The sequence below is a fragment of the Streptomyces sp. NPDC059567 genome (assembly GCF_042735655.1).
In the GTDB taxonomy this organism is placed as follows: Bacteria; Actinomycetota; Actinomycetes; order Streptomycetales; family Streptomycetaceae; genus Streptomyces.
This window is the reverse complement of sequence record NZ_JBHWBS010000130.1, coordinates 1-19,009: the sequence shown is the minus strand read 5'-3', so window position 1 is coordinate 19,009 and position 19,009 is coordinate 1. Positions and strand designations below refer to the sequence as shown.

At 72.8% G+C, this 19,009-nt stretch carries 17 protein-coding genes; 5 read left to right on the top strand and 12 right to left on the bottom strand.

The genetic code is table 11. From position 1 onward, the window contains the following. Positions 1-58: 58 nt before the first annotated feature. The 5 genes from thpD to ACFVZW_RS34220 all read right to left on the bottom strand — a co-directional run bounded on the left by thpD (position 59) and on the right by ACFVZW_RS34220 (position 4,697). Positions 59-931: an ectoine hydroxylase gene (thpD, locus tag ACFVZW_RS34240; protein WP_384529869.1), complete on the bottom strand. Its 873-nt coding sequence runs from the start codon at positions 929-931 to the stop codon at positions 59-61. Between the two features lie 3 nt (positions 932-934). Next, positions 935-1,333, bottom strand: a complete 399-nt coding sequence (locus ACFVZW_RS34235; RefSeq protein ID WP_384529866.1) for an ectoine synthase — start codon at positions 1,331-1,333, stop codon at positions 935-937. Between the two features lie 41 nt (positions 1,334-1,374). Continuing rightward, on the bottom strand, positions 1,375-2,643 hold the full coding sequence (gene ectB / locus ACFVZW_RS34230) for a diaminobutyrate--2-oxoglutarate transaminase (protein WP_384529863.1): 1,269 nt from the start codon (positions 2,641-2,643) through the stop codon (positions 1,375-1,377). Next, positions 2,640-3,167: a diaminobutyrate acetyltransferase gene (gene ectA, locus ACFVZW_RS34225; protein WP_384529860.1), complete on the bottom strand. Its 528-nt coding sequence runs from the start codon at positions 3,165-3,167 to the stop codon at positions 2,640-2,642. Before ectA ends, ectB begins: the two co-directional genes overlap by 4 nt. Positions 3,168-3,590: 423 nt before the next feature. Beyond that, complete coding sequence (locus tag ACFVZW_RS34220; RefSeq protein ID WP_384529872.1) at positions 3,591-4,697, bottom strand: pyridoxal-phosphate-dependent aminotransferase family protein; 1,107 nt, start codon at positions 4,695-4,697, stop codon at positions 3,591-3,593. 154 nt (positions 4,698-4,851) lie between these two features. Between ACFVZW_RS34220 and ACFVZW_RS34215 the strand changes: the two genes are divergently transcribed. Beyond that, entirely contained in the window at positions 4,852-5,937 is a 1,086-nt protein-coding gene (locus ACFVZW_RS34215) for an amidohydrolase family protein (protein WP_384529857.1), read from the top strand. A gap of 56 nt (positions 5,938-5,993) precedes the next feature. Here ACFVZW_RS34215 and ACFVZW_RS34210 read toward each other — a convergent pair whose 3' ends face one another. Together ACFVZW_RS34210 and ACFVZW_RS34205 are read right to left on the bottom strand one after the other, a co-directional pair. Next, a complete protein-coding gene (locus ACFVZW_RS34210; protein WP_384529854.1) occupies positions 5,994-6,578 on the bottom strand; it encodes a GNAT family N-acetyltransferase in 585 nt (194 codons plus the stop codon). Next, entirely contained in the window at positions 6,565-8,685 is a 2,121-nt protein-coding gene (locus ACFVZW_RS34205) for a penicillin acylase family protein (RefSeq protein ID WP_384529851.1), read from the bottom strand. The genes ACFVZW_RS34210 and ACFVZW_RS34205 overlap by 14 nt, the downstream gene beginning before the upstream one ends. Positions 8,686-8,764: 79 nt before the next feature. On the opposite strand from ACFVZW_RS34205, the gene ACFVZW_RS34200 reads away from it, so the two are divergent. Together ACFVZW_RS34200 and ACFVZW_RS34195 are read left to right on the top strand one after the other, a co-directional pair. Next, positions 8,765-9,484: a siderophore-interacting protein gene (locus tag ACFVZW_RS34200; protein ID WP_384529848.1), complete on the top strand. Its 720-nt coding sequence runs from the start codon at positions 8,765-8,767 to the stop codon at positions 9,482-9,484. A gap of 303 nt (positions 9,485-9,787) precedes the next feature. Next, positions 9,788-10,759 (top strand): SCO1860 family LAETG-anchored protein, encoded by a 972-nt coding sequence (locus ACFVZW_RS34195; protein ID WP_384529846.1) that lies wholly within the window; start codon positions 9,788-9,790, stop codon positions 10,757-10,759. A gap of 69 nt (positions 10,760-10,828) precedes the next feature. Here ACFVZW_RS34195 and cobC read toward each other — a convergent pair whose 3' ends face one another. Together cobC and ACFVZW_RS34185 are read right to left on the bottom strand one after the other, a co-directional pair. Continuing rightward, a complete protein-coding gene (gene cobC / locus ACFVZW_RS34190) occupies positions 10,829-12,376 on the bottom strand; it encodes an Rv2231c family pyridoxal phosphate-dependent protein CobC (protein WP_384529842.1) in 1,548 nt (515 codons plus the stop codon). Beyond that, positions 12,373-13,554 carry a precorrin-6Y C5,15-methyltransferase (decarboxylating) subunit CbiT gene (locus ACFVZW_RS34185; RefSeq protein ID WP_384529839.1) on the bottom strand — a complete coding sequence of 394 codons (1,182 nt, stop codon included), beginning with the start codon at positions 13,552-13,554 and terminating at the stop codon, positions 12,373-12,375. Before ACFVZW_RS34185 ends, cobC begins: the two co-directional genes overlap by 4 nt. 68 nt (positions 13,555-13,622) lie before the next feature. Here ACFVZW_RS34185 and ACFVZW_RS34180 point away from each other — a divergent pair, with 68 nt between their 5' ends. Continuing rightward, the gene (locus tag ACFVZW_RS34180; protein WP_384529836.1) at positions 13,623-14,351 is read left to right on the top strand and encodes a ZIP family metal transporter; all 729 of its coding nucleotides are present in this window, start codon (positions 13,623-13,625) and stop codon (positions 14,349-14,351) included. Positions 14,352-14,353: 2 nt separating this feature from the next. Here the strand turns inward: ACFVZW_RS34180 and ACFVZW_RS34175 are convergent, their stop codons facing one another. Genes ACFVZW_RS34175 through ACFVZW_RS34165 form a run of 3 tightly spaced genes read right to left on the bottom strand, consistent with a single transcriptional unit; the run spans position 14,354 to position 18,452 of the window. After that, the gene (locus ACFVZW_RS34175) at positions 14,354-15,787 is read right to left on the bottom strand and encodes a cobyrinate a,c-diamide synthase (protein WP_384529833.1); all 1,434 of its coding nucleotides are present in this window, start codon (positions 15,785-15,787) and stop codon (positions 14,354-14,356) included. Next, entirely contained in the window at positions 15,781-16,389 is a 609-nt protein-coding gene (gene cobO, locus ACFVZW_RS34170) for a cob(I)yrinic acid a,c-diamide adenosyltransferase (RefSeq protein WP_158986079.1), read from the bottom strand. The genes ACFVZW_RS34175 and cobO overlap by 7 nt, the downstream gene beginning before the upstream one ends. Then, a complete protein-coding gene (locus ACFVZW_RS34165) occupies positions 16,389-18,452 on the bottom strand; it encodes a VWA domain-containing protein (RefSeq protein ID WP_384529829.1) in 2,064 nt (687 codons plus the stop codon). Before ACFVZW_RS34165 ends, cobO begins: the two co-directional genes overlap by 1 nt. 177 nt (positions 18,453-18,629) lie before the next feature. Between ACFVZW_RS34165 and ACFVZW_RS34160 the strand changes: the two genes are divergently transcribed. Further along, complete coding sequence (locus ACFVZW_RS34160) at positions 18,630-18,968, top strand: hypothetical protein (RefSeq protein ID WP_376440042.1); 339 nt, start codon at positions 18,630-18,632, stop codon at positions 18,966-18,968. Positions 18,969-19,009 lie beyond the last annotated feature (41 nt).

The following is a 19,009-nucleotide window of genomic DNA, read 5'->3' as shown; positions in this document are numbered from 1 at the left end:
TTCCACCCAGCGCCACCCACCCCGCGCCCCCGAAACCCCGGTCTATCCCGCGGCAGGCTCACCGCACCGGCGTGAAGTCCCGCGCCCCGATGAACTCCGGCCGCCGCACGGGCGCCGCGAACGGCTCCACCGCCGCGTTCTCCACGCTGTTGAAGACGAGGAAGACGTTGCTGCGCGGATAGGGCGTGATGTTGTCGCCCGAGCCGTGCATCGCGTTGCAGTCGAACCAGGTCGCCGAACCGGCCCGGCCCGTGAAGAGCCGGATGCCGTGCGCGTCCGCCAGCGAGGTCAGCGCCTCGTCCGACGGGGTGCCGGCGTCCTGCATCTGCAAGGAGCGCTTGTAGTTGTCCTTCGGGGTGGCGCCCTCGCAGCCGAGGAACGTCCGGTGCGAGCCCGGCATGATCATCAGGCCGCCGTTGGTGTCGTGGTTCTCGGTCAGCGCGATCGACACCGACACCGCCCGCATCCGCGGCAGTCCGTCCTCCGCGTGCCAGGTCTCGAAGTCCGAGTGCCAGTAGAAGCCGGAGGCGCCGAAGCCCGGCTTCACATTGATCCGCGACTGGTGGACGTACACGTCCGACCCCAGGATCTCGCGGGCCCGGCCCACCACCCGCTCGTCGCGCACGAGCCGGGCGAAGACCTCGCTGATCCGGTGGACCTCGAAGACCGACCGTACCGAGGCCGTCCTCGGCTCGACGATCGCACGCGGGTCGGCCCGTACGGCCGGATCGGCGATCAGCCGGTCCAGCTCCCGCTTGTACACCCCGACCTCGTCGTCGGTCAGCAGGTCGGGCTCGGCGAGGAAGCCGTCGCGGTCGAAGGTCTCCAGGCCCGGTGCGTCGCTCCACACCACCGGGTCACGGCGGGGCGTGAGCACCTCGGAGGCGCCGCGGGTGGGGTACAGGTCGGTGTCCGTAGTCACGTCGATCATGGTTCAGCCCTCCTCCGTCAGCAGGGGGTAGACCCCGCTCTCGTCGTGGTCCTCCCGGCCGGTGACCGGCGGGTTGAAGACGCAGACACAGCGGAAGTCGGTCTTCGGGCGCAGGGTGTGCCGCTCGTGGCCGTCGAGCAGATACATCGTGCCCGGCTCGATCCGGTGCGACTCGCCGGTCTCGTCGTTCGTCAGCTCCGCCTCGCCCTCGACGCACAGGACGGCCTCGATGTGGTTCGCGTACCACATGGACGTCTCGGTGCCCGCGTACAGCACGGTCTCGTGGAGCGAGAAGCCGACGCGCTCCTTGGCGAGGACGATCCGCTTGCTCTCCCAGGTGCCGGACGCGGCCCGCACATGGCGTTCGGTGTTCTCGATGTCCTTGAACGATCGGACGATCACGGTGGTGCAACTCCCTTACGTCTGGGGGTGGTACGGGTGGTTCAGACGGTCTCGCGGACCGCTCGGGACAGCGTGCTCAGCCCCTCGTCCAGCTCCTCGGGCGTGCTGGTCAGCGGCGGGAGGAGCTTCACGACCTGGCTCTCCGGGCCCGAGGTCTCCAGCAGCAGCCCCAGCTCGAAGGCGCGCGCGCAGACCTTCGACGCCCGCGCCCGGTCGGCGAACTCCAGGCCCCAGACGAGGCCGCGGCCGCGATAGTGCGCGCCGTCGGCGGAGTTCTCCTCGCACAGGGCGAGGAGCGTCTGCTCGACCTGCTCGCCGCGGGCGAGGGTCTGCTTCTCCATCTGGCCGTCGGCCCAGTACGTGTCGAGGGCGGCCGCCGCCGTGACGAAGGCCGGGTTGTTGCCGCGGAAGGTGCCGTTGTGCTCGCCCGGCTCCCAGACGTCCAGCTCGGGCCGGAACAGGCACAGCGACATGGGAAGTCCGTAACCGCTGATCGACTTCGACAGCGTCACGATGTCGGGGGTGATGCCGGCCTCCTCGAAGGAGAAGAAGGCGCCCGTGCGGCCGCAGCCCATCTGGATGTCGTCGACGATCAGCAGCATGTCCTGCCGCCGGCACAGATCGGCGAGCGCGCGCAGCCACTCGGGCCGCGCCACGTTGATGCCGCCCTCGCCCTGCACCGTCTCCACGATCACGGCGGCCGGCTTGTTGAGACCGGAGCCCTGGTCGTCGAGCAGTTTCTCGAACCAGAGGAAGTCCGGCAGCTGGCCGTCGAGGTACTGGTCGAACGGCATCGGAGTGCCGTGCACCAGCGGAATGCCCGCACCGGCCCGCTTGAAGGCGTTGCCGGTGACGGCGAGCGACCCCAGCGACATGCCGTGGAAGGCGTTGGTGAAGGAGACTACCGACTCGCGGCCCTTCACCTTCCGGGCCAGTTTCAGCGCGGACTCCACGGCGTTGGTGCCGGTCGGCCCCGGGAACATCACCTTGTACGGCAGCGAGCGCGGCCGCAGCACGACCTCCTGGAAGGTCTCCAGGAAGGTCCGCTTGGCGGTGGTCGCCATGTCGAGACCGTGGGTGATCCCGTCGCGTTCCAGATAGTCGATCAGCGCCCGTTTCAGTACGGGGTTGTTGTGGCCGTAGTTGAGCGAGCCGGCGCCCGCGAAGAAGTCCAGGTACGTGTGGCCGTCCTCGTCGGTGAGGCGGGCCCCCTGCGCGCGGTCGAAGACGGTGGGCCAGCCGCGGCAGTAGCTGCGCACCTCCGACTCAAGGGTCTCGAAGACGCTCAGTTCGGGCGGGGTGATGGTCACAGCGAAGCTCCGGTGTGGGGGAAGGGGCCGATGCGGTGCAGTACTTCGGGCAGATGCCCGGCGCCGCCGGACGTGTCGGGGAACAGGCCCCCGTCGAAGAGGACCTCGCGCTCCAGGGGGAGCCCGTGCCGTACGGCGTAGGCGGTGAAGAGCCGGCCGGAGGCCGTGTTGTCCGGGGTGACGGTCGTCTCGACCGCGGCGGGGGCGACCCGCGAGGTGAGCGCGTCGAGCAGCACACCGGCCAGGCCCCGACCGCGGTGGTCCGCGTCGACGGCGATCTGCCAGACGACGAGGGTGCCCGGGCGGTCCGGGCGCAGGTATCCGGTGACGAAAGCGACCGGCTCGCCGTCGGCGCCGCGCGCGACCAGCGAAGTGGCGGCGAAGTCGCGGCACCACAGCAGATAGCTGTACGGGGAGTTCAGGTCCAGGACCTCGGAATCGCGGGCGATGCGCCACATCGCCGTTCCGTCCTCCACGCGCGGGCTTTCCAGAGTCAGAGTCGTGGCTGCTTGTACTGCGGTCATGGCGAGGGAATTTACCGAGCAATTTCTTGGATTGCACGGGGGAGTAGGGTGTGCCGGAGCTGCGCGATGTGTTATTCGCGCGGGCGTGAATCCCGGCCCTTTTGCCCGTATATATCTGAGCAAATCGGACGCGATGTGGAGTCGATCACAGGACCGGAATGCGAGAGGAACGCTGATGAAATCTTGGCGTTTGAGGTCGGGGAATCCGGGCAGAAGAACTGCGGAAGGTATAGGGGAATTCGCTTGGAGAATGCTTCCGGAGAATGCGTGCCGGAATTTCCTCGGTATTCACTGGAGTCGGAGCCCGGGGCGAATGGCGCGAGGGGTGGTGCATCGTGCGGGCAATGGCCGGCTCATGGCGCGGGCATACGAAACGGGCGGGGCCCGCAGGCCCCGCCCGTTTCCCGTGTATCGCCGAGAGTCCTAGCGGGCGCCCCACGCCTCCGTGACCGCCCGGCGGGCGGCCTCCAGGTCCACCGGGCGGCCCGTCTCGCCGAGCGCGGCGCCCAGCGCCGCCAGCGAGGACTGGACCGCGCCCGGAGTCGCGTCCACGCCGTAGTGGTTGACCCGGATCATCTCCTTCGACAGCGCCCCGCCGCCCGCGATCAGCGGCAGCGACGGATCGGCCGCCAGCGCCTTCGCGACCAGCTCCGAGGCGTCCACGCCCGCCGGGGAGCGCAGTGTCGTCGCGACCGGGGCCGCGTCCTTCGCGTCCCGGACGTACGGCTCCAGACCGCCGCCCAGGGCCAGGACGCCCGCGCGGGTCGCGGCGGCCGCGGCGGAGTGACGGGCCATCAGCGCGTCCAGGCCCTCGGCCTCGATCCGCTCCACGCACGCCTCCAGGGCCAGCATCTCCAGCTGAGCCGGAGCGTGCAGCAGCGCCTTGCGGCCGCCGTCGATCCAGCGCTCCTTCCAGTCCAGGAGGGAGAGGTACGAGCGGCGCGGCGCCCGCGGGTTGGCGGCGAAACGCTCCCACGCGCGCTCGCTGACCGATACCGCCGAGACGCCGGCAGGACCGCCCATCGCCTTCTGCGCGCCGATGATGCACATGTCGACGCCCCACGCGTCCGGCAGCACCGGCTCGGCGCCGATCGACGCCACGGCGTCCAGGTAGAACAGCGCGCCGTGCGCCCGCACGACCGCGCCGATCTCGGCGACCGGATTGGTGTTGCCGGTCGCCGCCTCCGCGTGCACCAGCGAGACGAAGTCGATCTCCGGGTGGTCGGCCAGCGCCTGCTCCACCTGCGCGGCCGTCACCGCCGTGTGGAAGGGCACCTCGAGGTCCACGACCGTGGCGCCGCAGTCCCGCAGCCAGTTGCCGAAGGTCTGGCCGTACGGCCCCGTGACGATGTTCAGCGCCGTCGAGCCGGGCCGGGCCCCGCTGCGGATGCACCCCTCCAGGGGCAGCAGCGCCTCGCCCTGGGTGATCACCACGTCCTGCTCGGTCGAGAGGAGGGCGGCGACCCGTCGCTCGATGGACGCGAAGTGCGCGGCGGTCAGCGGGGCCAGGTCCAGAAGCGGGTGTGTCACGGTCACGGCGGTGCCTTCTTCGGATCGGTTCGGTGCTGGTGGAGCGTCGGTTCAGGGTACCGAGCGGCCCTCCCGGCCCTTGTCTCCGCTTCGGTGCGGCGATCGACGGACGACCACCGTTCGAGGGGGCGCCCGCCCCTCGTAGAGTGCAGATATGAGCGATCACGTGGTGCTGCATGTGAAGGGGCGGGTGCTCGTCGGCCCGGAGGACGTGCGGGACGAGCTGTGGGCGGTCGACGGGCGGATCACCTACACCCGGCCGTCCGGCGACGCCCTGACGGTGGAGGGCTGGGCCCTGCCGGGGCTCGTCGACGCGCACTGCCATGTCGGCCTGGACCAGCACGGCCCGGTCGACGACGTCACCAGCGAGAAGCAGGCGCTGACCGACCGTGACGCGGGCACGCTGCTGATCCGGGACGCCGGCTCGCCCTCCGACACCCGCTGGATCGACGAGCGCGAGGACCTGCCGAAGATCATCCGTGCGGGCCGCCACATCGCCAGGACCCGCCGCTACATCCGTAACTACGCCCATGAGATCGAGCCCCCGGAGCTGGTCGCGTACGTGGCACAGGAGGCGCGGCGCGGCGACGGCTGGGTCAAGCTCGTCGGGGACTGGCTCGACCGGGACGCGGGCGATCTGGGAGCCTGCTGGCCCCGCGCCGAGGTCGAGGCGGCGATCGCCGAGGCCCACCGGCTCGGAGCACGGGTCACCGCGCACTGTTTCGCGGAGGACTCGCTGCGGGACCTGGTGGAGGCGGGCATCGACTGCATCGAACACGCCACCGGACTCACCGAGGAGACGATCCCGCTCTTCGCCGAGCGGGGCGTCGCGATCGTCCCGACGCTCGTCAACATCGCCACGTTCCCCAAGCTCGCCGAAGGCGGCGAGAAGAAGTTCCCGCGCTGGTCGGCGCATATGCGACGGCTGTACGAGCGCCGGTACGACACGGTCCGCTCGGCGTACGACGCGGGCGTCCCGGTCTTCGTCGGCACGGACGCGGGCGGCTCCCTGGCCCACGGCCTGGTCGCGGCCGAGGTCGAGGAACTGGTCAAGGCCGGCATCCCCCCGCTGGAGGCCCTCTCGGCGACGGCCTGGGCCGCCCGTGCCTGGCTGGGCCGGCCCTCCCTGGAGGAGGGCGCCCCGGCGGACCTCGTCGTCTACGAGCAGGATCCGCGGGCGGACGTCCGCGTGCTCGCGGCGCCGCGGCGGGTCATCGTGAACGGCCGCGTCATCGGCTGAGGGGGCGCCCTCCCGGCGTCCGCGGGCCCGGTGCCGCGGCACCGGGCCCGTACCCGTCAGCGGGTCAGGAACGCGAGCCGCGCCTTCTTCTCCGGGATGAAGACCTCCGGGAGGTCCACCTCCGGCAGCACGACCTCCGGGCCCAGCTCGAACCCGGCGCGCACCAGCCGGGCGATCGCCTTCTCGTTGTCGGCGTCCGGCTCGGCGACGGCACGGGTGCGGCCGGTCATCGCGAAGTCGTTCAGCGCGATGAACAGCTTGGCGGAGAAGCCGGGTTCGGGGGTGGCGGCCGGGGCGATCAGGATGTGCATGCCGATGTCGCCGGGCAGCACCTCGTAGCACTCGCTGACCCGGTCGGCCTCGGGCTCGTACGTCTGGAAGAGCGCCACCGGCTCGCCGTCGCGGCGGACCAGGAAGCCGTGGTGGGTGGTGAGCGAGTCCAGGTGCGCGTAGATGTCCCGCACCTGGTCGACGGTCGTCCCGCCCATGCCCCAGAACCGGGCGCGGTCCTGGTTGACCCAGCCGTGGATGAGGGCGGCGTCGCCGTCCGGGTCGACGGGGTCGATCCGGACGGTGCCGAAGCCCTCGACGGTCTGGAGGTGGGCCGGCTGTCTGGCCTGTCTCGACTCAGTGGTCGTCACGGGGGAGCTCCTTGGTGAGGTGGTGCCAGTCGGTGGTGACGGGGGCGAGTTCGCCCCGCAGCCACAAGGGGAGTTGGTCGTGGTGGTGGGCCTCCCCGGCGACGCCGGAGGCGCCGAACGGCACGACCCAGAGGCTGTTGTCGCGGTCGGCGAGGTCCCAGACGTAGCGGGCGGCCGAGGCCCGGCCGCTGCGGTCGGTGAACCCGGGCACGCTGGACGTGGACAGCACGCAGTCGTGGTCCCCGCCCAGTCCCGGCCACCGCGCGTCGGTGGCCTCGGGGTCGGGGTCGGGAAGCGCCTGCCACGGCGCGAGCCGGTGCGTCACGCCCCAGGCGGGCGGCTCCTCGCCGGAGGCGACCTCTTCGAGGGCCGCCCGGACGATCTCCGCGATGTCCGCGGCCGGTACGGGTCCGGTGGTGAGGAGCGTCTCCAGGGCGAAGGCCACGCGCGGCCCGAGCGCGAGCCACGGCTGGAACACCGCGGGGTGCGGCGCGGGCTCCCGCAGCGCCGCGAACGCCGGGTGCCCGGCGACCCGTCGCACGACGGCCCCGCGCACGGCGGCGTACAGCCCCGCGTCGACGCTGTCCGCGTCCATCCGCCGGTCCCAGCCGAGCAGGCGGGCGCGGACGGCGAGCGCGGCGGGGGAGAGCGGCGCGGGCGCGTGCTCGCCGGGGGCGCCCGCGGCCCGGACCGCCTCCAGCAGGGGCGCCGCCGAGGGGTTGTCGGTGTCCGTGTGGACGGTGGCCATCGCCTCCGGCGTCCAGGTCTTCGAGCCGTCGAGCAGTGCGGCGATCCGCTCCGCCCGGTGCCGGGGGGCGAACTCCGCGCCCAGCGGGGCCGCGAGCCCCCGCGCGTTGGCCATGACGGCGTGGCCCTCGACGTCCGCGCGGGGCGTCGGGGCCTGCGCGCCGTCCTGCCAGGCGTGGGCGGCCTCCCAGGCCGGCACGGTCCGGAGGGAGTTGGCGCGGTCGCGTACGGGGACGTACCCGGCGACCCGGTGCAGCAGGCCGCCGTCCACGTCCGCCGCCTGGAGGACGTTGACCGGTTCGATCCAGCCGTCGGCCGCCCGGTCCACGTCCGCGACGGTACGGGCGGCGAGCAGCGCCGGCAGGACACGGAAGCCCAGCTCGCCGGTCACCCTCGGCGGGTACCGCAGACTGATCGCGTCCCAGGAGCCCGAGTCCGCATCGGAACCGCGGTCCGCGCCGATGATCACCGGTCCGCGCGCCGTCTCGATCACCTCGATCTCGACCGGGTCCGCGCCCGCGACCTCCACCGTCTCCACATGCGCCGTCGCCGGTCGCCAGCCCTCCGGGCCGAGGGCCTCCACGCCGCCGTCCGCGGTCCGTCGCAGCCGTTCCCGGTACAGGTCCTGGTAGTCGGCCATCGCGTTGGTGATCGCCCAGGCCACCCGCCCCGCGTGCCCGAAGTGGGGCAGTCCGGGGACGCCCGGCACGGCGAAGCCCACCACGTCGAACTCGGGGCAGGCCAGCCGGATCTGCTGGTACACACCGGGGGCCTCGATGAAGCGGTGCGGATCGCCCGCCACGATCGCCGCGCCGCTCGCCGTCCGGTCGCCGGAGACCACCCAGCCGTTGGAGCCGGCCGTCCCCGGTCCGTCCGTGGCGAACAGCCCGGTCCACTCCTCGCCGAGCCGGCGCGCGACCTCCTCCCGCCACAGCTTGGTGGGCATCCCCGCGAAGAGGATGTGGGTGGAGAGCCAGACCGCGAGCGGCGTCCACGGTTCCCAGCGCCCGGGCGTGAGCCCCGTCCGCGCGAACTCGGATGCCCGGCGGGCGCCTTCCGGCAGACCCTCGTTGATCCCGTCCACGTACGCCCGTACCCACCGCGCCGTCGCGGTGTCCAGCCGGTCGAAGCAGCGGCGCGCGGTGTCGGCGAGCCGGGCCCGCCGTACGAAGGTGTCCCAGGCGGTCTCACCCGTGCCGAGGAAGGAGGCCGTGGTGCCCTGTGCCCGGTGCCGCTCGACCTCCAGCTGCCAGGCGCGGTCCACGGCGGTCACCCGCCCCTGGGCGAAGGACAATTCATCGGGATCGGCGGCCCGCAGGTGTGGAATGCCCCAGTTGTCCCGGTAGACCTCGACGCTCAATCCGATCCCGATCCCATCCGTGCTTATTAGGTTAGGCTGACCTAAATTAATCTACAGCTTCGCAGGGGAGGAGAGTGCGGTGGGGCATGGCTGGGAAGGTGTCGTTCTCAAGCTGTTCCGGGGTCGGGACTTCACATTCACGGTGACGGGGGCCGAGCAGCTCACCGAGCACTACCGCCGGGTGCACATGACGGACGGCGGCCTCCTCGCCGCCGTCGGCGTCCACCCGACGATGTGGGTACGGCTCTGGTTCGAGAACGCGGGCAAGCCGCACCAGCGCGCCTACACCCTGGTCGACCCGGACGTGGACGCCGGAACGTTCAGCCTGGAGTTCGCCCTCCATGAGGGCGCGGCCAGCGACTGGGCCCGCACCTGCGCCCCCGGCGACACCATCGAGGCGACCCTGCAGGGCACCGGCTTCGCCGCCCCCGAGCCGCGCCCCGAGCGGCTGCTCGTGATCGGCGACCCGGCCTCGCTGCCCGCCATCAACTCCCTCCTCGACTCGTCGCCCGACGTTCCGGCCACCCTCTGGTTCGAGACCTCCCACGACGCCGACGAGGAGCTCCCGCTGCGCCTCGACGCCGAGCGCCACGAGGTCCGCCGGGTGCCGCGGCAGGGTGGCGGCACGGCGCTCGTCGAGCGTGTGCGGGCCGAGCTGCCGGAGCTGCTCGGGAGCGACCCGTACGTCTGGATCGCCTGCGACACGGCGACCACCCGCACCCTCGCCACGTACGTGCGCAAGGAGCTCGCGCTCCCCAAGGAGCGGGTGCACTCCCTCGGCTACTGGCGTGCCACCTGAGCAAGGCCCCCGATGATGCGTCGGGTTGACGATCCGTTACCCGACGACGGCGCACCTCGTTGGAACACCTTGCGTGCGTGCCCGCGCACTGTGCAACGCGCGGGGCGCGCGGGAACGCGTGTGCCGAAAGAATCGAATATGGGCGCGGAAACCCCCCTTTGGAGTGAACTCACGTCAGGTGTCTGTCGGTTCACTCTCAGTGCGTAAAGATTCGGGTGTCTCAAGTCGCCGACGCCGCGTCGAGCCCGTGTCCCCGTGGTGAGCGGCCGGCGACGCCATGTCTCTTGTGGGGGTTCCACCATCTTGAACAGCAACACCTTCCGCGCGCCCGTACGCCGCACCGCCGCCGCCGCGACCGTCGCCGCGCTGGCCGTCGGGCCCGTGGTCCTCCTGGCCCCCGCGGCGCACGCCACCGGCGGCGAAGGCCGCGCGACCGCCGTCGTCCTGCGGGCCGGTCTCGACGTCTCCCTGCTCGACAAGACGGTGGACGTGCCGCTGCGGACCTCCCTCAACGAGGTCAAGGCGCCGGAGAGCGAGGACAAGACCGCGCTGACCGTGAAGGTGGACGGCGCCGAGGGCGGCAAGCCGATCAGCATCCTGCGGGCGGACGTCGCCACATCGACGGCCACGGTCGAGAAGAACAAGGCCGAGGGGCACGTGAACCTGGTCAAGGCGCGGGTCCACGTCCCCGGTATCCGGGCGCTCTCCCTGATCGAGGTCAAGAAGGTCACGGCCGACGCGGTCTGCGAGACGGGCAAGCAGCCCGTCGCCGAGGCCAACGTCCTCGGACACGTGACCGTCTTCGGCAAGAAGACCACGCTGTCGACGGCCGGGCAGACCAAGGTCTCCGTGCCGGGCGTCGGTGACGTGACCCTCGACCTGTCCCGCACCTCCACCACCTCGCGCACCGCGGCCGCGACCGCCCTGGAGCTGAAGGTGGAGGTCAACCCGCTGAAGCTGGGTGTGGCCGAGGTCAAGGGCGTGGTGACCCTCGCGGAGGCGACCTGCGAGACGCCGAAGGGCACGAAGCCGACCGAGAAGCCGACCGAGAAGCCCACGGAGCAGCCGAGCGAGCAGCCCTCGAAGGAGCCCTCGGCCGAGCCGACCGACGCCGGCGGTGTGAAGACCCAGAACGGCGGCTCCGACCCGGCCGGTCAGAACCTCGCCGCGACCGGTGGCAGCTCGACGACCCCGTACCTGGCAGGCGGCGCCGTCGTCCTGCTCGGCCTGGGCGGCGGCGCCTTCGTCCTGGCGCGCAGCCGCGCCCGCGGCTGACCGACCCGAGGGGGGCCTCAGGGGGAACGACCGCGGAGGGCGGTGGCGACGACACCGCCCTCCCCGCGCTCAGCCCGTGATCAGCAGGGCCTGGTCCAGGGCCTGCAGGAAGCGGTTCGTCGTGACCCGGTCCCGGACCGCGAGCCGGAGCCAGTTCCGGTCCAGGCCCGGGAAGGTGTCACCGCGCCGCGCCGCGAAGCCCAGGGCGCGCAGCCGCTCCCTTACCTCGTCCGCGCGATGGACCCGGATCAGGACGAACGGGCCCTCCGCCGCCGCGACCGCTCTGACCTCGTCGAACTCCGCGAGCCCCGCCAGCAGATGCGCGCGCTCCACCCCGATCCGGTGCGCCGCGAGCTCCGCCTCCGCGAGCGCCGCCCGCGACATGCACGCCTCCGCCGCCACCAGCGCCGGAGTGGACACCGGCCACAGCGGCTGCGCCGCGGCGAGGGTCTCGATCGTCTCCGGCTGCGCGAGCACGTAGCCGATCCGCAGGCCGGCGAGACCCCAGGTCTTCGTGAGGCTCCGCAGCACCACCAGGCCCGGCACATCCGTCCGCCCGGCCAGCGACTCCCGCTCGCCCGGCACCGCGTCCATGAACGCCTCGTCCACCACCAGCGTCCGGCCGGGACGCGCCAGCGAGGCGATCGTCTCCGCGGGGTGCAGCACCGACGTGGGGTTCGTCGGGTTCCCGATCATCACCAGGTCCGCGTCCTCCGGAACCGCCGCGGGATCGAGCCGGAAGCCCTCCTCCTCGCGCAGCAGCACCCGGCCCACCTCGTGCCCGGCGTCCCGCAGCGCCGCCTCCGGCTCGGTGAACTGTGGATGCACCACCACCGGCCGCCGCACCGGCAGAGCCCGTGCGAGCAGCACGAACGCCTCCGCCGCCCCGGCCGTGAGCAGCACCCGCCCGGCCGGCACATCGTGCCGCTCGGCGACGGCGGCGCGCGCCGCCCGCCCGTCCGGGTAGAGCGCAAGACTGGTGAGGGAGTCGGCGATCCGCTCGCGCAGCCACTCCGGCGGCGTGTTCGTGCGGACGTTGACCGCGAGGTCGATCAGCTTCTCGTCCCGTACCTCCGCGTCACCGTGGTGGCGCAGATCGTGGACGTCTGTGTGCGCGTGGATATCCATGGCCGCCGTCGGGTGGTGAGTGGGGGGTGTACGGGGCTCCGTCTGACCAGCGATGTACCCCTGTCCCTGAGGCAACAACCGTGCGGCGGAGGCATCTTCGTTCGGGCGAATCGGGAGGGATCGGGCGATAGCGCACGTCACGCGCCTCGATTTCCGCTTCGGTACGACGAGTTCGGCCCCCGGACCCGCCGCGAGCAGCGCCGCCGCCTCCGCCACCGACCCCGTCCCCGTCGCCGCCAGAGGAGCCCGCGACGGATGCGGTACGGACACGGCGGCCAGCGCCTCCGCCCCGTAGGCCCGCAGGGGCACGCCCAGCCGCCCGGCCGCGCCCACGATCCCCGGCTCCGCCGCCCGCGCCTCCAGCGTGGCGAGCGCCGTCACGTCCGAACCCGTGAGCCCCGCCTCCCGCAGCGCCTCCGCGACCAGGTCGAGTACCTCGTCCACCGGCACCCCCGAGCGGGCCCCGACCCCCACCGCCGCCCCGCTCATCGCGTACCCCACACCAGGAACACGGGCGCCGTCGGCGCCATCGCCGAGGAACCGTCCGGCAGCGCGAGCAGCCGCTGGGACTGCAGCAGCACGCCCTCGGCCTCGAATCCGCAGCACGCCAGCGCCGAACGGACCGGCGCGACCTGCTCCAGAGCGGTCACCGCCACCACCACCGCACGCCGAGCTCGCCGGGCCGCCGTCAGCACGATCGACCTCAGCTCGCTGCCGCCACCACTGATGAACACCCCGTCCGGATCGGCCAGATGGGACAGCACCGTCGGCGCCGCGCCGTGCACCGCCCGCACCTCCACACCGTGCGCGGCCGTGTTCGCCCGGATCCGCTCGACACCGGCCGCCGTCTTCTCCACCGCGACCACCGCCGCGCCGAGCCGGGCGCACTCGACCGCGACCGAGCCGCAGCCCCTACCGATGTCCCAGACCAGATCCCCGGCCCGCGGCCCCAGCCGCGCGAGCGCCAGCGCCCGCGCCTCGTACGGCAGCACGGACCCGCCGTCGACGCCGTCCGCCCCGAACTCCCCGTCCGGCAGCGCCCAACGGCCGGGCCCGGTGAGCGGCCCCGTCACCGTCGGGGGAGGCCCCTCCGCCCGTGACTCGTCAAGACACAGGACCAGGCTCACCCCCTCCCAGCTCCGGCACATCGCCTCCGCGGGCTCCACCCGCTCGAAGCGCTCGCGGAAGGGATCGCCCAGCGCCGAGAACACCACCAGCGTCCGCGACGCCACCCGGTGCACCAGCTCGGCGCCCAACTCCGCCGGGCCCACCCCGGGCCCGGGCAGCACGGCCACCTTGGGATGGGCCCGGCACACGTTCACGGCCCGGTTCAGCGCATGGCCGCGCACCTCCGCGCCGTCCACCACGAAGGCGTCGTCCCACGGCAGACCGAGGCGCGCGAACGCCAGCCCCACCGCCGTCGGCCCCGGCCGCACCTCGAGCTCCGCGGCTCCGAAGCGCTCCTCCAACGTGCGTACGACCCCGAAGAATCCCGGGTCACCCAGCACCCGCACGACCACCCGCGTCCCGCCCCCGGACACGTGCTTCTCGACCAGGTCGAGTTCCGTGTCCGTCAACTCGTCGCCCCGCACGTCCACCACCAGGGCCGCCTCGCCCGCCCAGGAGCCCGCGTCGGCTCCCGCACTGCTCCCGATCACCGTGATCATGCGACCAGCCTCCCCACGCCGGCCCTTGTGATGTGCGCGAGACGCGCACGATCGGATAGCAAGGGCGCATGGCCGTATTCGTCGCGCTCGGCGCGTTCCTCATGACGCTCTTCGGCGGCTGGACGGCGCAGCGCGTCACCGACCGGCGCCACCTCGTCCTCGGCCTCGCCGGCGGCCTGATGCTGGGCGTCGTCGGCCTCGACCTCCTGCCGGAGGCCATGGAGGCCTCGGGAGAGAAGGTCTTCGGCGTGCCGCAGGCCCTGCTGCTCTTCGTGGGCGGCTTCCTCCTCGCCCACGTCGTGGAACGGCTGCTTGCGGTCCGTCAGGCCGCGCACGGGGTCGGTGCCGACGAGAGGGTGCCCCAGGTCGGACTCACCGCGGCCGCCGCGATGGTCGCCCACAGCCTCATGGACGGCATCGCGCTCGGCGCCGCCTTCCAGGTCGGCGGAGGCATGGGCGCCACCGTCGCGCTCGCCGTCATCACCCACGACTTCGCCGACGGATTCAACACGTACACGATCACCAGCCTGTACGGGAACGCCCGTCGCAAAGCGATCACGATGCTGATCCTGGACGCGCTCGCACCGATCGTCGGCGCCGCGTCCACCCTGCTGTTCACCCTTCCGGAGGAACTGCTCGGCAGCTATCTCGGGTTCTTCGGCGGCGCCCTGCTCTACCTCGCCGCCGCCGAGATCCTCCCCGAGGCCCACCACGAACACCCGGCCCGCTCCACCCTGTTCTGCACGGTGGCGGGCGTGGCCTTCATCTGGCTCGTGGTGGGCGCCTCCGGCGGTTGATCTCATGCGGCGGGACCCTTCGCGCAATGCTCCACGAAGCGCACGGCGGCCTCAGGAGCACCCGCCCAGTGGGTGTGCACATAACTCGCGTGCACCCCCTGCTGTACGAAGCCCTCGACCCGCCGCTCCGGCTGCCGCAGCCCCCAGGCCGCGTTCGGCCCGGCGCCCGGCTCGATCACGGTCCGGTGGAACTCGTGACCCCGCATCCGCGTTCCCGTCGCGGCGAGCGAACTGTCGCTCACCGCCACGGCGTCCCGGTACCCGAGCGTCAGCCGCTCCGACATCCGCGCGTCCGCGTCGAGCACCCCGCACATCGGCGTCCCGTCGAGCGACCGCGCGAGATACAGCAGCCCGGCACACTCGGCGGCGATCGGAGCCCCGGACGCGGCGAGCTCGGCGACGGCCTTCCGCAACGGCTCGTTGGCGGACAGCTCGGCCCCGTACATCTCGGGAAACCCACCGCCTATGACGAGCCCGCTCGTCCCCTCGGGGAGGGCCTCTTCCCGCAACGGATCGAACGTGACGACGTCCGCCCCGGCGGCGGTCAGCAACTCGGCATGCTCGGCATAAGAAAACGTAAAAGCAGCCCCACCAGCTACAGCCACCACTGGCCTTGTTGTGGGCATTCGTCCCGCTGGGGCGGTGGGGGTACCCCCGGACGAAGTCTGGGGGAGGGTGGGCACAACCCACCCACCGGCGGTCAGCCGCCCCGCGAAGGCAGGATCCCACGCCTCGTCGTGCAGCGGAGGCGCCGACCGCGCAAGCGCCATGAGCGCATCCAGGTCGCACCCCTGGCGCACCTGCTCCGCCTGCGCGGCAACCGCCTCGACGGCCTGGGCCTGCCGCTCCGCCACCGGCACAAGGCCCAAGTGTCGTGATGGAGTTGCGACGGCAGGCGCCCTCCGCAGCACCCCGAGCACCGGCACCCCCGACTCCCCGAGCGCCTCCCGCAGCAGATGCTCGTGCCGGTCCGTCGCGACCTTGTTCAGGATCACCCCGCCGATCCGCACCTCCGGATCCCACGAGGCGAACCCGTGCACCAGCGCGGCCACCGACCGCGACTGCGACGAGGCGTCCACGACCAGCACCACCGGTGCCTTGAGCAGCTTCGCCACCTGCGCCGTGGACGCCAGCTCGCCCTGATCGGCCGCGCCGTCGTACAGCCCCATGACGCCCTCGACGACCGCCAGGTCGCAGCCGCGCGCCCCGTGCTCGAAGAGCGGCGCGATCAGGCCCGTGCCGCACATGTACGCGTCGAGGTTGCGGCCCGGCCGGCCGGTGGCCAGGGCGTGGTAGCCCGGGTCGATGTAGTCGGGGCCGACCTTGTGCGGGGAGACCGCGAGACCACGGCCGGCGAACGCGGCCATCAGGCCGGTCGCGACCGTGGTCTTGCCCGCGCCGGAGGACGGCGCGGCGATGACGAGACGTGCTACCACTCGATGCCCCGCTGGCCCTTCTGACCCGCGTCCATCGGGTGCTTCACCTTCGACATGTCCGTGACCAGGTCGGCGAAGTCCACCAGCTCCTGCGGGGCGTTGCGGCCGGTGATGACGACGTGCTGGTGACCGGGCCGGTCGCGCAGGACCTCGACGACCTCCTTGGTGTCGATCCAGCCCCAGTGCAGCAGGTAGGCGAACTCGTCGAGGACGTAGAACTTGTACTTCTCCTCGGCGAGGTCCCGCTTGACCTGCTCCCAGCCCTCGCGCGCCTTGTCCTCGTGCGACTGCTCGCCCTCGGCGACCTCGCGCTGGATCCAGGACCAGCCCTCGCCCATCTTGTTCCAGGTGACGGTGCCGCCCTTGCCGGTCTCGCCGAGCGCCTTGAGGGCGTTCTCCTCGCCGACCTTCCACTTGGCGGACTTGACGAACTGGAACACCCCGATCGGCCAGCCCTGGTTCCAGGCGCGCAGCGCCATGCCGAAGGCTGCGGTCGACTTCCCCTTGCCGACGCCCGTGTGCACCATCACCAGCGCACGGTTGCGGCGCTGACGGGTGGTGAGACCGTCGTCGGGAACGACGGTCGGCTGTCCCTGCGGCATTACGCGGCCCTCCTGGTTGTCTGTCCTGCCTGTACGTCTCTGACGAGCCCGGCGATCGAGTCGGCGCGCAGCTCGTCCAAGGTCACGGCGGTGCCGCCCAGTTCGCGGGCGAGCTCCCCGGCGAGCCCGAGCCGGACGGGCCCGGTCTCGCAGTCCACGACGACGGCCGCGGTGCCCTCGGAGGCATGCAGCCGCGCCGCGCGGGCGGCGAGCGCCACCGGGTCCGCGCCGCCGCCGGTCGCCCGGCCGTCGGTCACGACGACGAGCAGGGGGCGGCGCGAGGGGTCGCGCAGGCGCTCGACGCGCAGGACGTCATGGGCCTTGAGGAGCCCCGCCGACAGGGGCGTGCGGCCGCCCGTCGGGAGCTGTTCGAGCCGTGCGGCGGCCGCGTCCACGGACGAGGTCGGCGGCAGCGCCACCTCGGCGTCCCGCCCCCGGAAGGTGACCAGGCCGACCTTGTCGCGCCGCTGGTAGGCGTCGAGCAGCAGCGAGAGCACGGCGCCCTTCACCGCGCTCATCCGCTGCCGGGCCGCCATCGAGCCGGAGGCGTCCACGGCGAAGAGCACGAGATTGCCCTCGCGGCCCTCGCGGGTCGCCTGCCGCAGATCGTCCCGGCGGACCACCAGCCCGGGGCCGGTCCGTCCGCGCGCCTTCTGGTGCGGGGCCGCGGCATGCACGGTCGCGGCCAGGTGGAGCTTGGTCAGCGCGCCCCGGGGCCGTACGGAACCGGTCGTCCTGCCGTGTTCGGTACGGGCCCGGGAGCGGCGCCCGGCCGCCCCCTCGCCGAGTCCGGGCACGCTGAGCATCTTCGTACGGAAGGGTTCGGCGGCCTTGACGGCGGCCCGCTCACCGGCGCCGCCGGCCCCGCCCGGAGCGGGCGCGGGTGTCTCGTCCGAACGGGTGTCCTGGGGCGCGCTGTCGTCCGGCCCTTCGCCCTGGGGCGGAACGCCGCCGCCGGGGCCACCGTCCGGTCCGCCGTCGGGCCCTGGGTCGGGATCGTCGTCCCCGTCCTCGCCCTTGAACTGCTCCAGCGTCTCGTCGAGCTTGTCCTCGTCGAGCCCCGGCGCGTCGAAGGGGTTCCGCCGCCTGCGGTGGGGGAGGGCGAGCAGCGCGGCCTGCCGTACGTCCTCGGAGGTCACCTCCGTCCGCCCCGCCCACGCGGCGAGCGCCGTCGCCGTCCGGGCCATCACGATGTCCGCCCGCATTCCGTCCACCTCGAACGCGGCGCAGGTCGCGGCGATCTGGAGCAGGGCCGCGGCGGCCTGCCGCTCGTCGCCGCCCTCCTCGGCGATGTCGAAGAGTTCGTATCCGGCGAGGTCGAGGCGGAGCGAGACCCGGACTCCCGCGTCCATGCCGGCGGCGGCCTCGGTCGCCCAGGCACGCGCGCGGGGCAGGTGCTGCGCCGTACGCGCGGCGAACGGCGCGCCGGCCGCGTGGGCCGCGGCGGGGGTACGGGGCAGAGTGTCGGCGACCGCGTCCAGGAAGGCGCGCACGAGCGCCTCGGGCTCGGGCAGCTGGAGCGGGCTGAGGCCGGGGGCGGGCACGGCGTGGCCTTCGGGGGGCATGGCGGCGGCGACGGCCCGCAGGTGGGCGATGTCGTCCGCGTCCAGCGGTCCCGCGCGCCAGGCGTCCAGGTCGTCGGCCGTGAGCCCGGGCAGAAGCCGCCCCCGGGCGATGAGCTGAAGGGCATGCAGGGCGGCGGCGCCCCAGCAGGCGGTGGCGGGGTGGGCGGCCGGGTGGTGGCGGGCTCCGACCAGATGCGGCAGGGCCTCGGCGACGCCGAGGATCACGGCGGGAACCTTGCGGCTGCGGACTCCGGCACCGTGTCGCCGTACGACGGTGAGCTCACCGGCCCGCGGACCGGGATCGCCTGAGCCGCTCGTGCCGGCCCCTCCGGGCTCGGGCGTCTGCGCCCCCGTCACCGGGCTCCCGTCGGCGGGCGTCACCACGGGCAGCTCGTCCCCGTCCGGGGCCCAGAAGGCGACCCTGCCGTCGCGGGGCAGGGCGGCGGGCAGGAAGACGGCGGCACTGGTCTGCCAGGTGTGGGTCACGGCGCTGCTCACCTCCCGTTCCGCGAAGGAATCCGACTGGATCTCCGACCTTACGGGTGGGGTCTGACAACGGGGTCTCGTGCCGCTTCGCCCGGGCGGCCCAGCACCGGGTGACAGCCCGTCCGGCAGGCGGCAGGGTGACGGGGAACAGGGCTTCTGCCGCCTTCGCCCGACAGACGAGGAAACGCCATGTCCGTTCACCGGCGTCTCGGCACCGCCGCCGGGGCCGCGCTCCTGACACTCTCCGTCGCGGGCTGCTCCGGCCTCGGCCGCACCGCGGTCGGCACCCTCACCTACGAGACCGAGCGCGAGGTCGTGATCACCGTGACCAGCCCCTCCGTCAACGGCTGCCACCGGCTCGCGCCCCACGGCGTGACACGGGTCGAGAACCGGACGCTGAACGACATCTGGCTGTACACGACCCGTGACTGCAAGGGCGGGACGACGCCGATCTACGTCGCCACGACCCTGTCCGATTCGATCGCGCCCGACACGCTTCCCTGGCGGAGTTACAGCGTCGTCCACTAGGACTGCTCCGATGGCTGCGCGCCACGCCCGGACCCCCGTCC

Coding starts and splice junctions, on each gene's coding strand:
- ectA (WP_384529860.1), bottom strand. CDS start 3,167: ATGACCGCAGTACAAGCAGCCACGACTCTGACTCTGGAAAGCCCGCGC.
- ACFVZW_RS34160 (WP_376440042.1), top strand. CDS start 18,630: ATGTCCGTTCACCGGCGTCTCGGCACCGCCGCCGGGGCCGCGCTCCTG.
- ACFVZW_RS34185 (WP_384529839.1), bottom strand. CDS start 13,554: ATGATCACGGTGATCGGGAGCAGTGCGGGAGCCGACGCGGGCTCCTGG.
- cobO (WP_158986079.1), bottom strand. CDS start 16,389: ATGCCGCAGGGACAGCCGACCGTCGTTCCCGACGACGGTCTCACCACC.
- thpD (WP_384529869.1), bottom strand. CDS start 931: ATGATCGACGTGACTACGGACACCGACCTGTACCCCACCCGCGGCGCC.
- ACFVZW_RS34180 (WP_384529836.1), top strand. CDS start 13,623: ATGGCCGTATTCGTCGCGCTCGGCGCGTTCCTCATGACGCTCTTCGGC.
- cobC (WP_384529842.1), bottom strand. CDS start 12,376: ATGAGCGGGGCGGCGGTGGGGGTCGGGGCCCGCTCGGGGGTGCCGGTG.
- ACFVZW_RS34215 (WP_384529857.1), top strand. CDS start 4,852: ATGAGCGATCACGTGGTGCTGCATGTGAAGGGGCGGGTGCTCGTCGGC.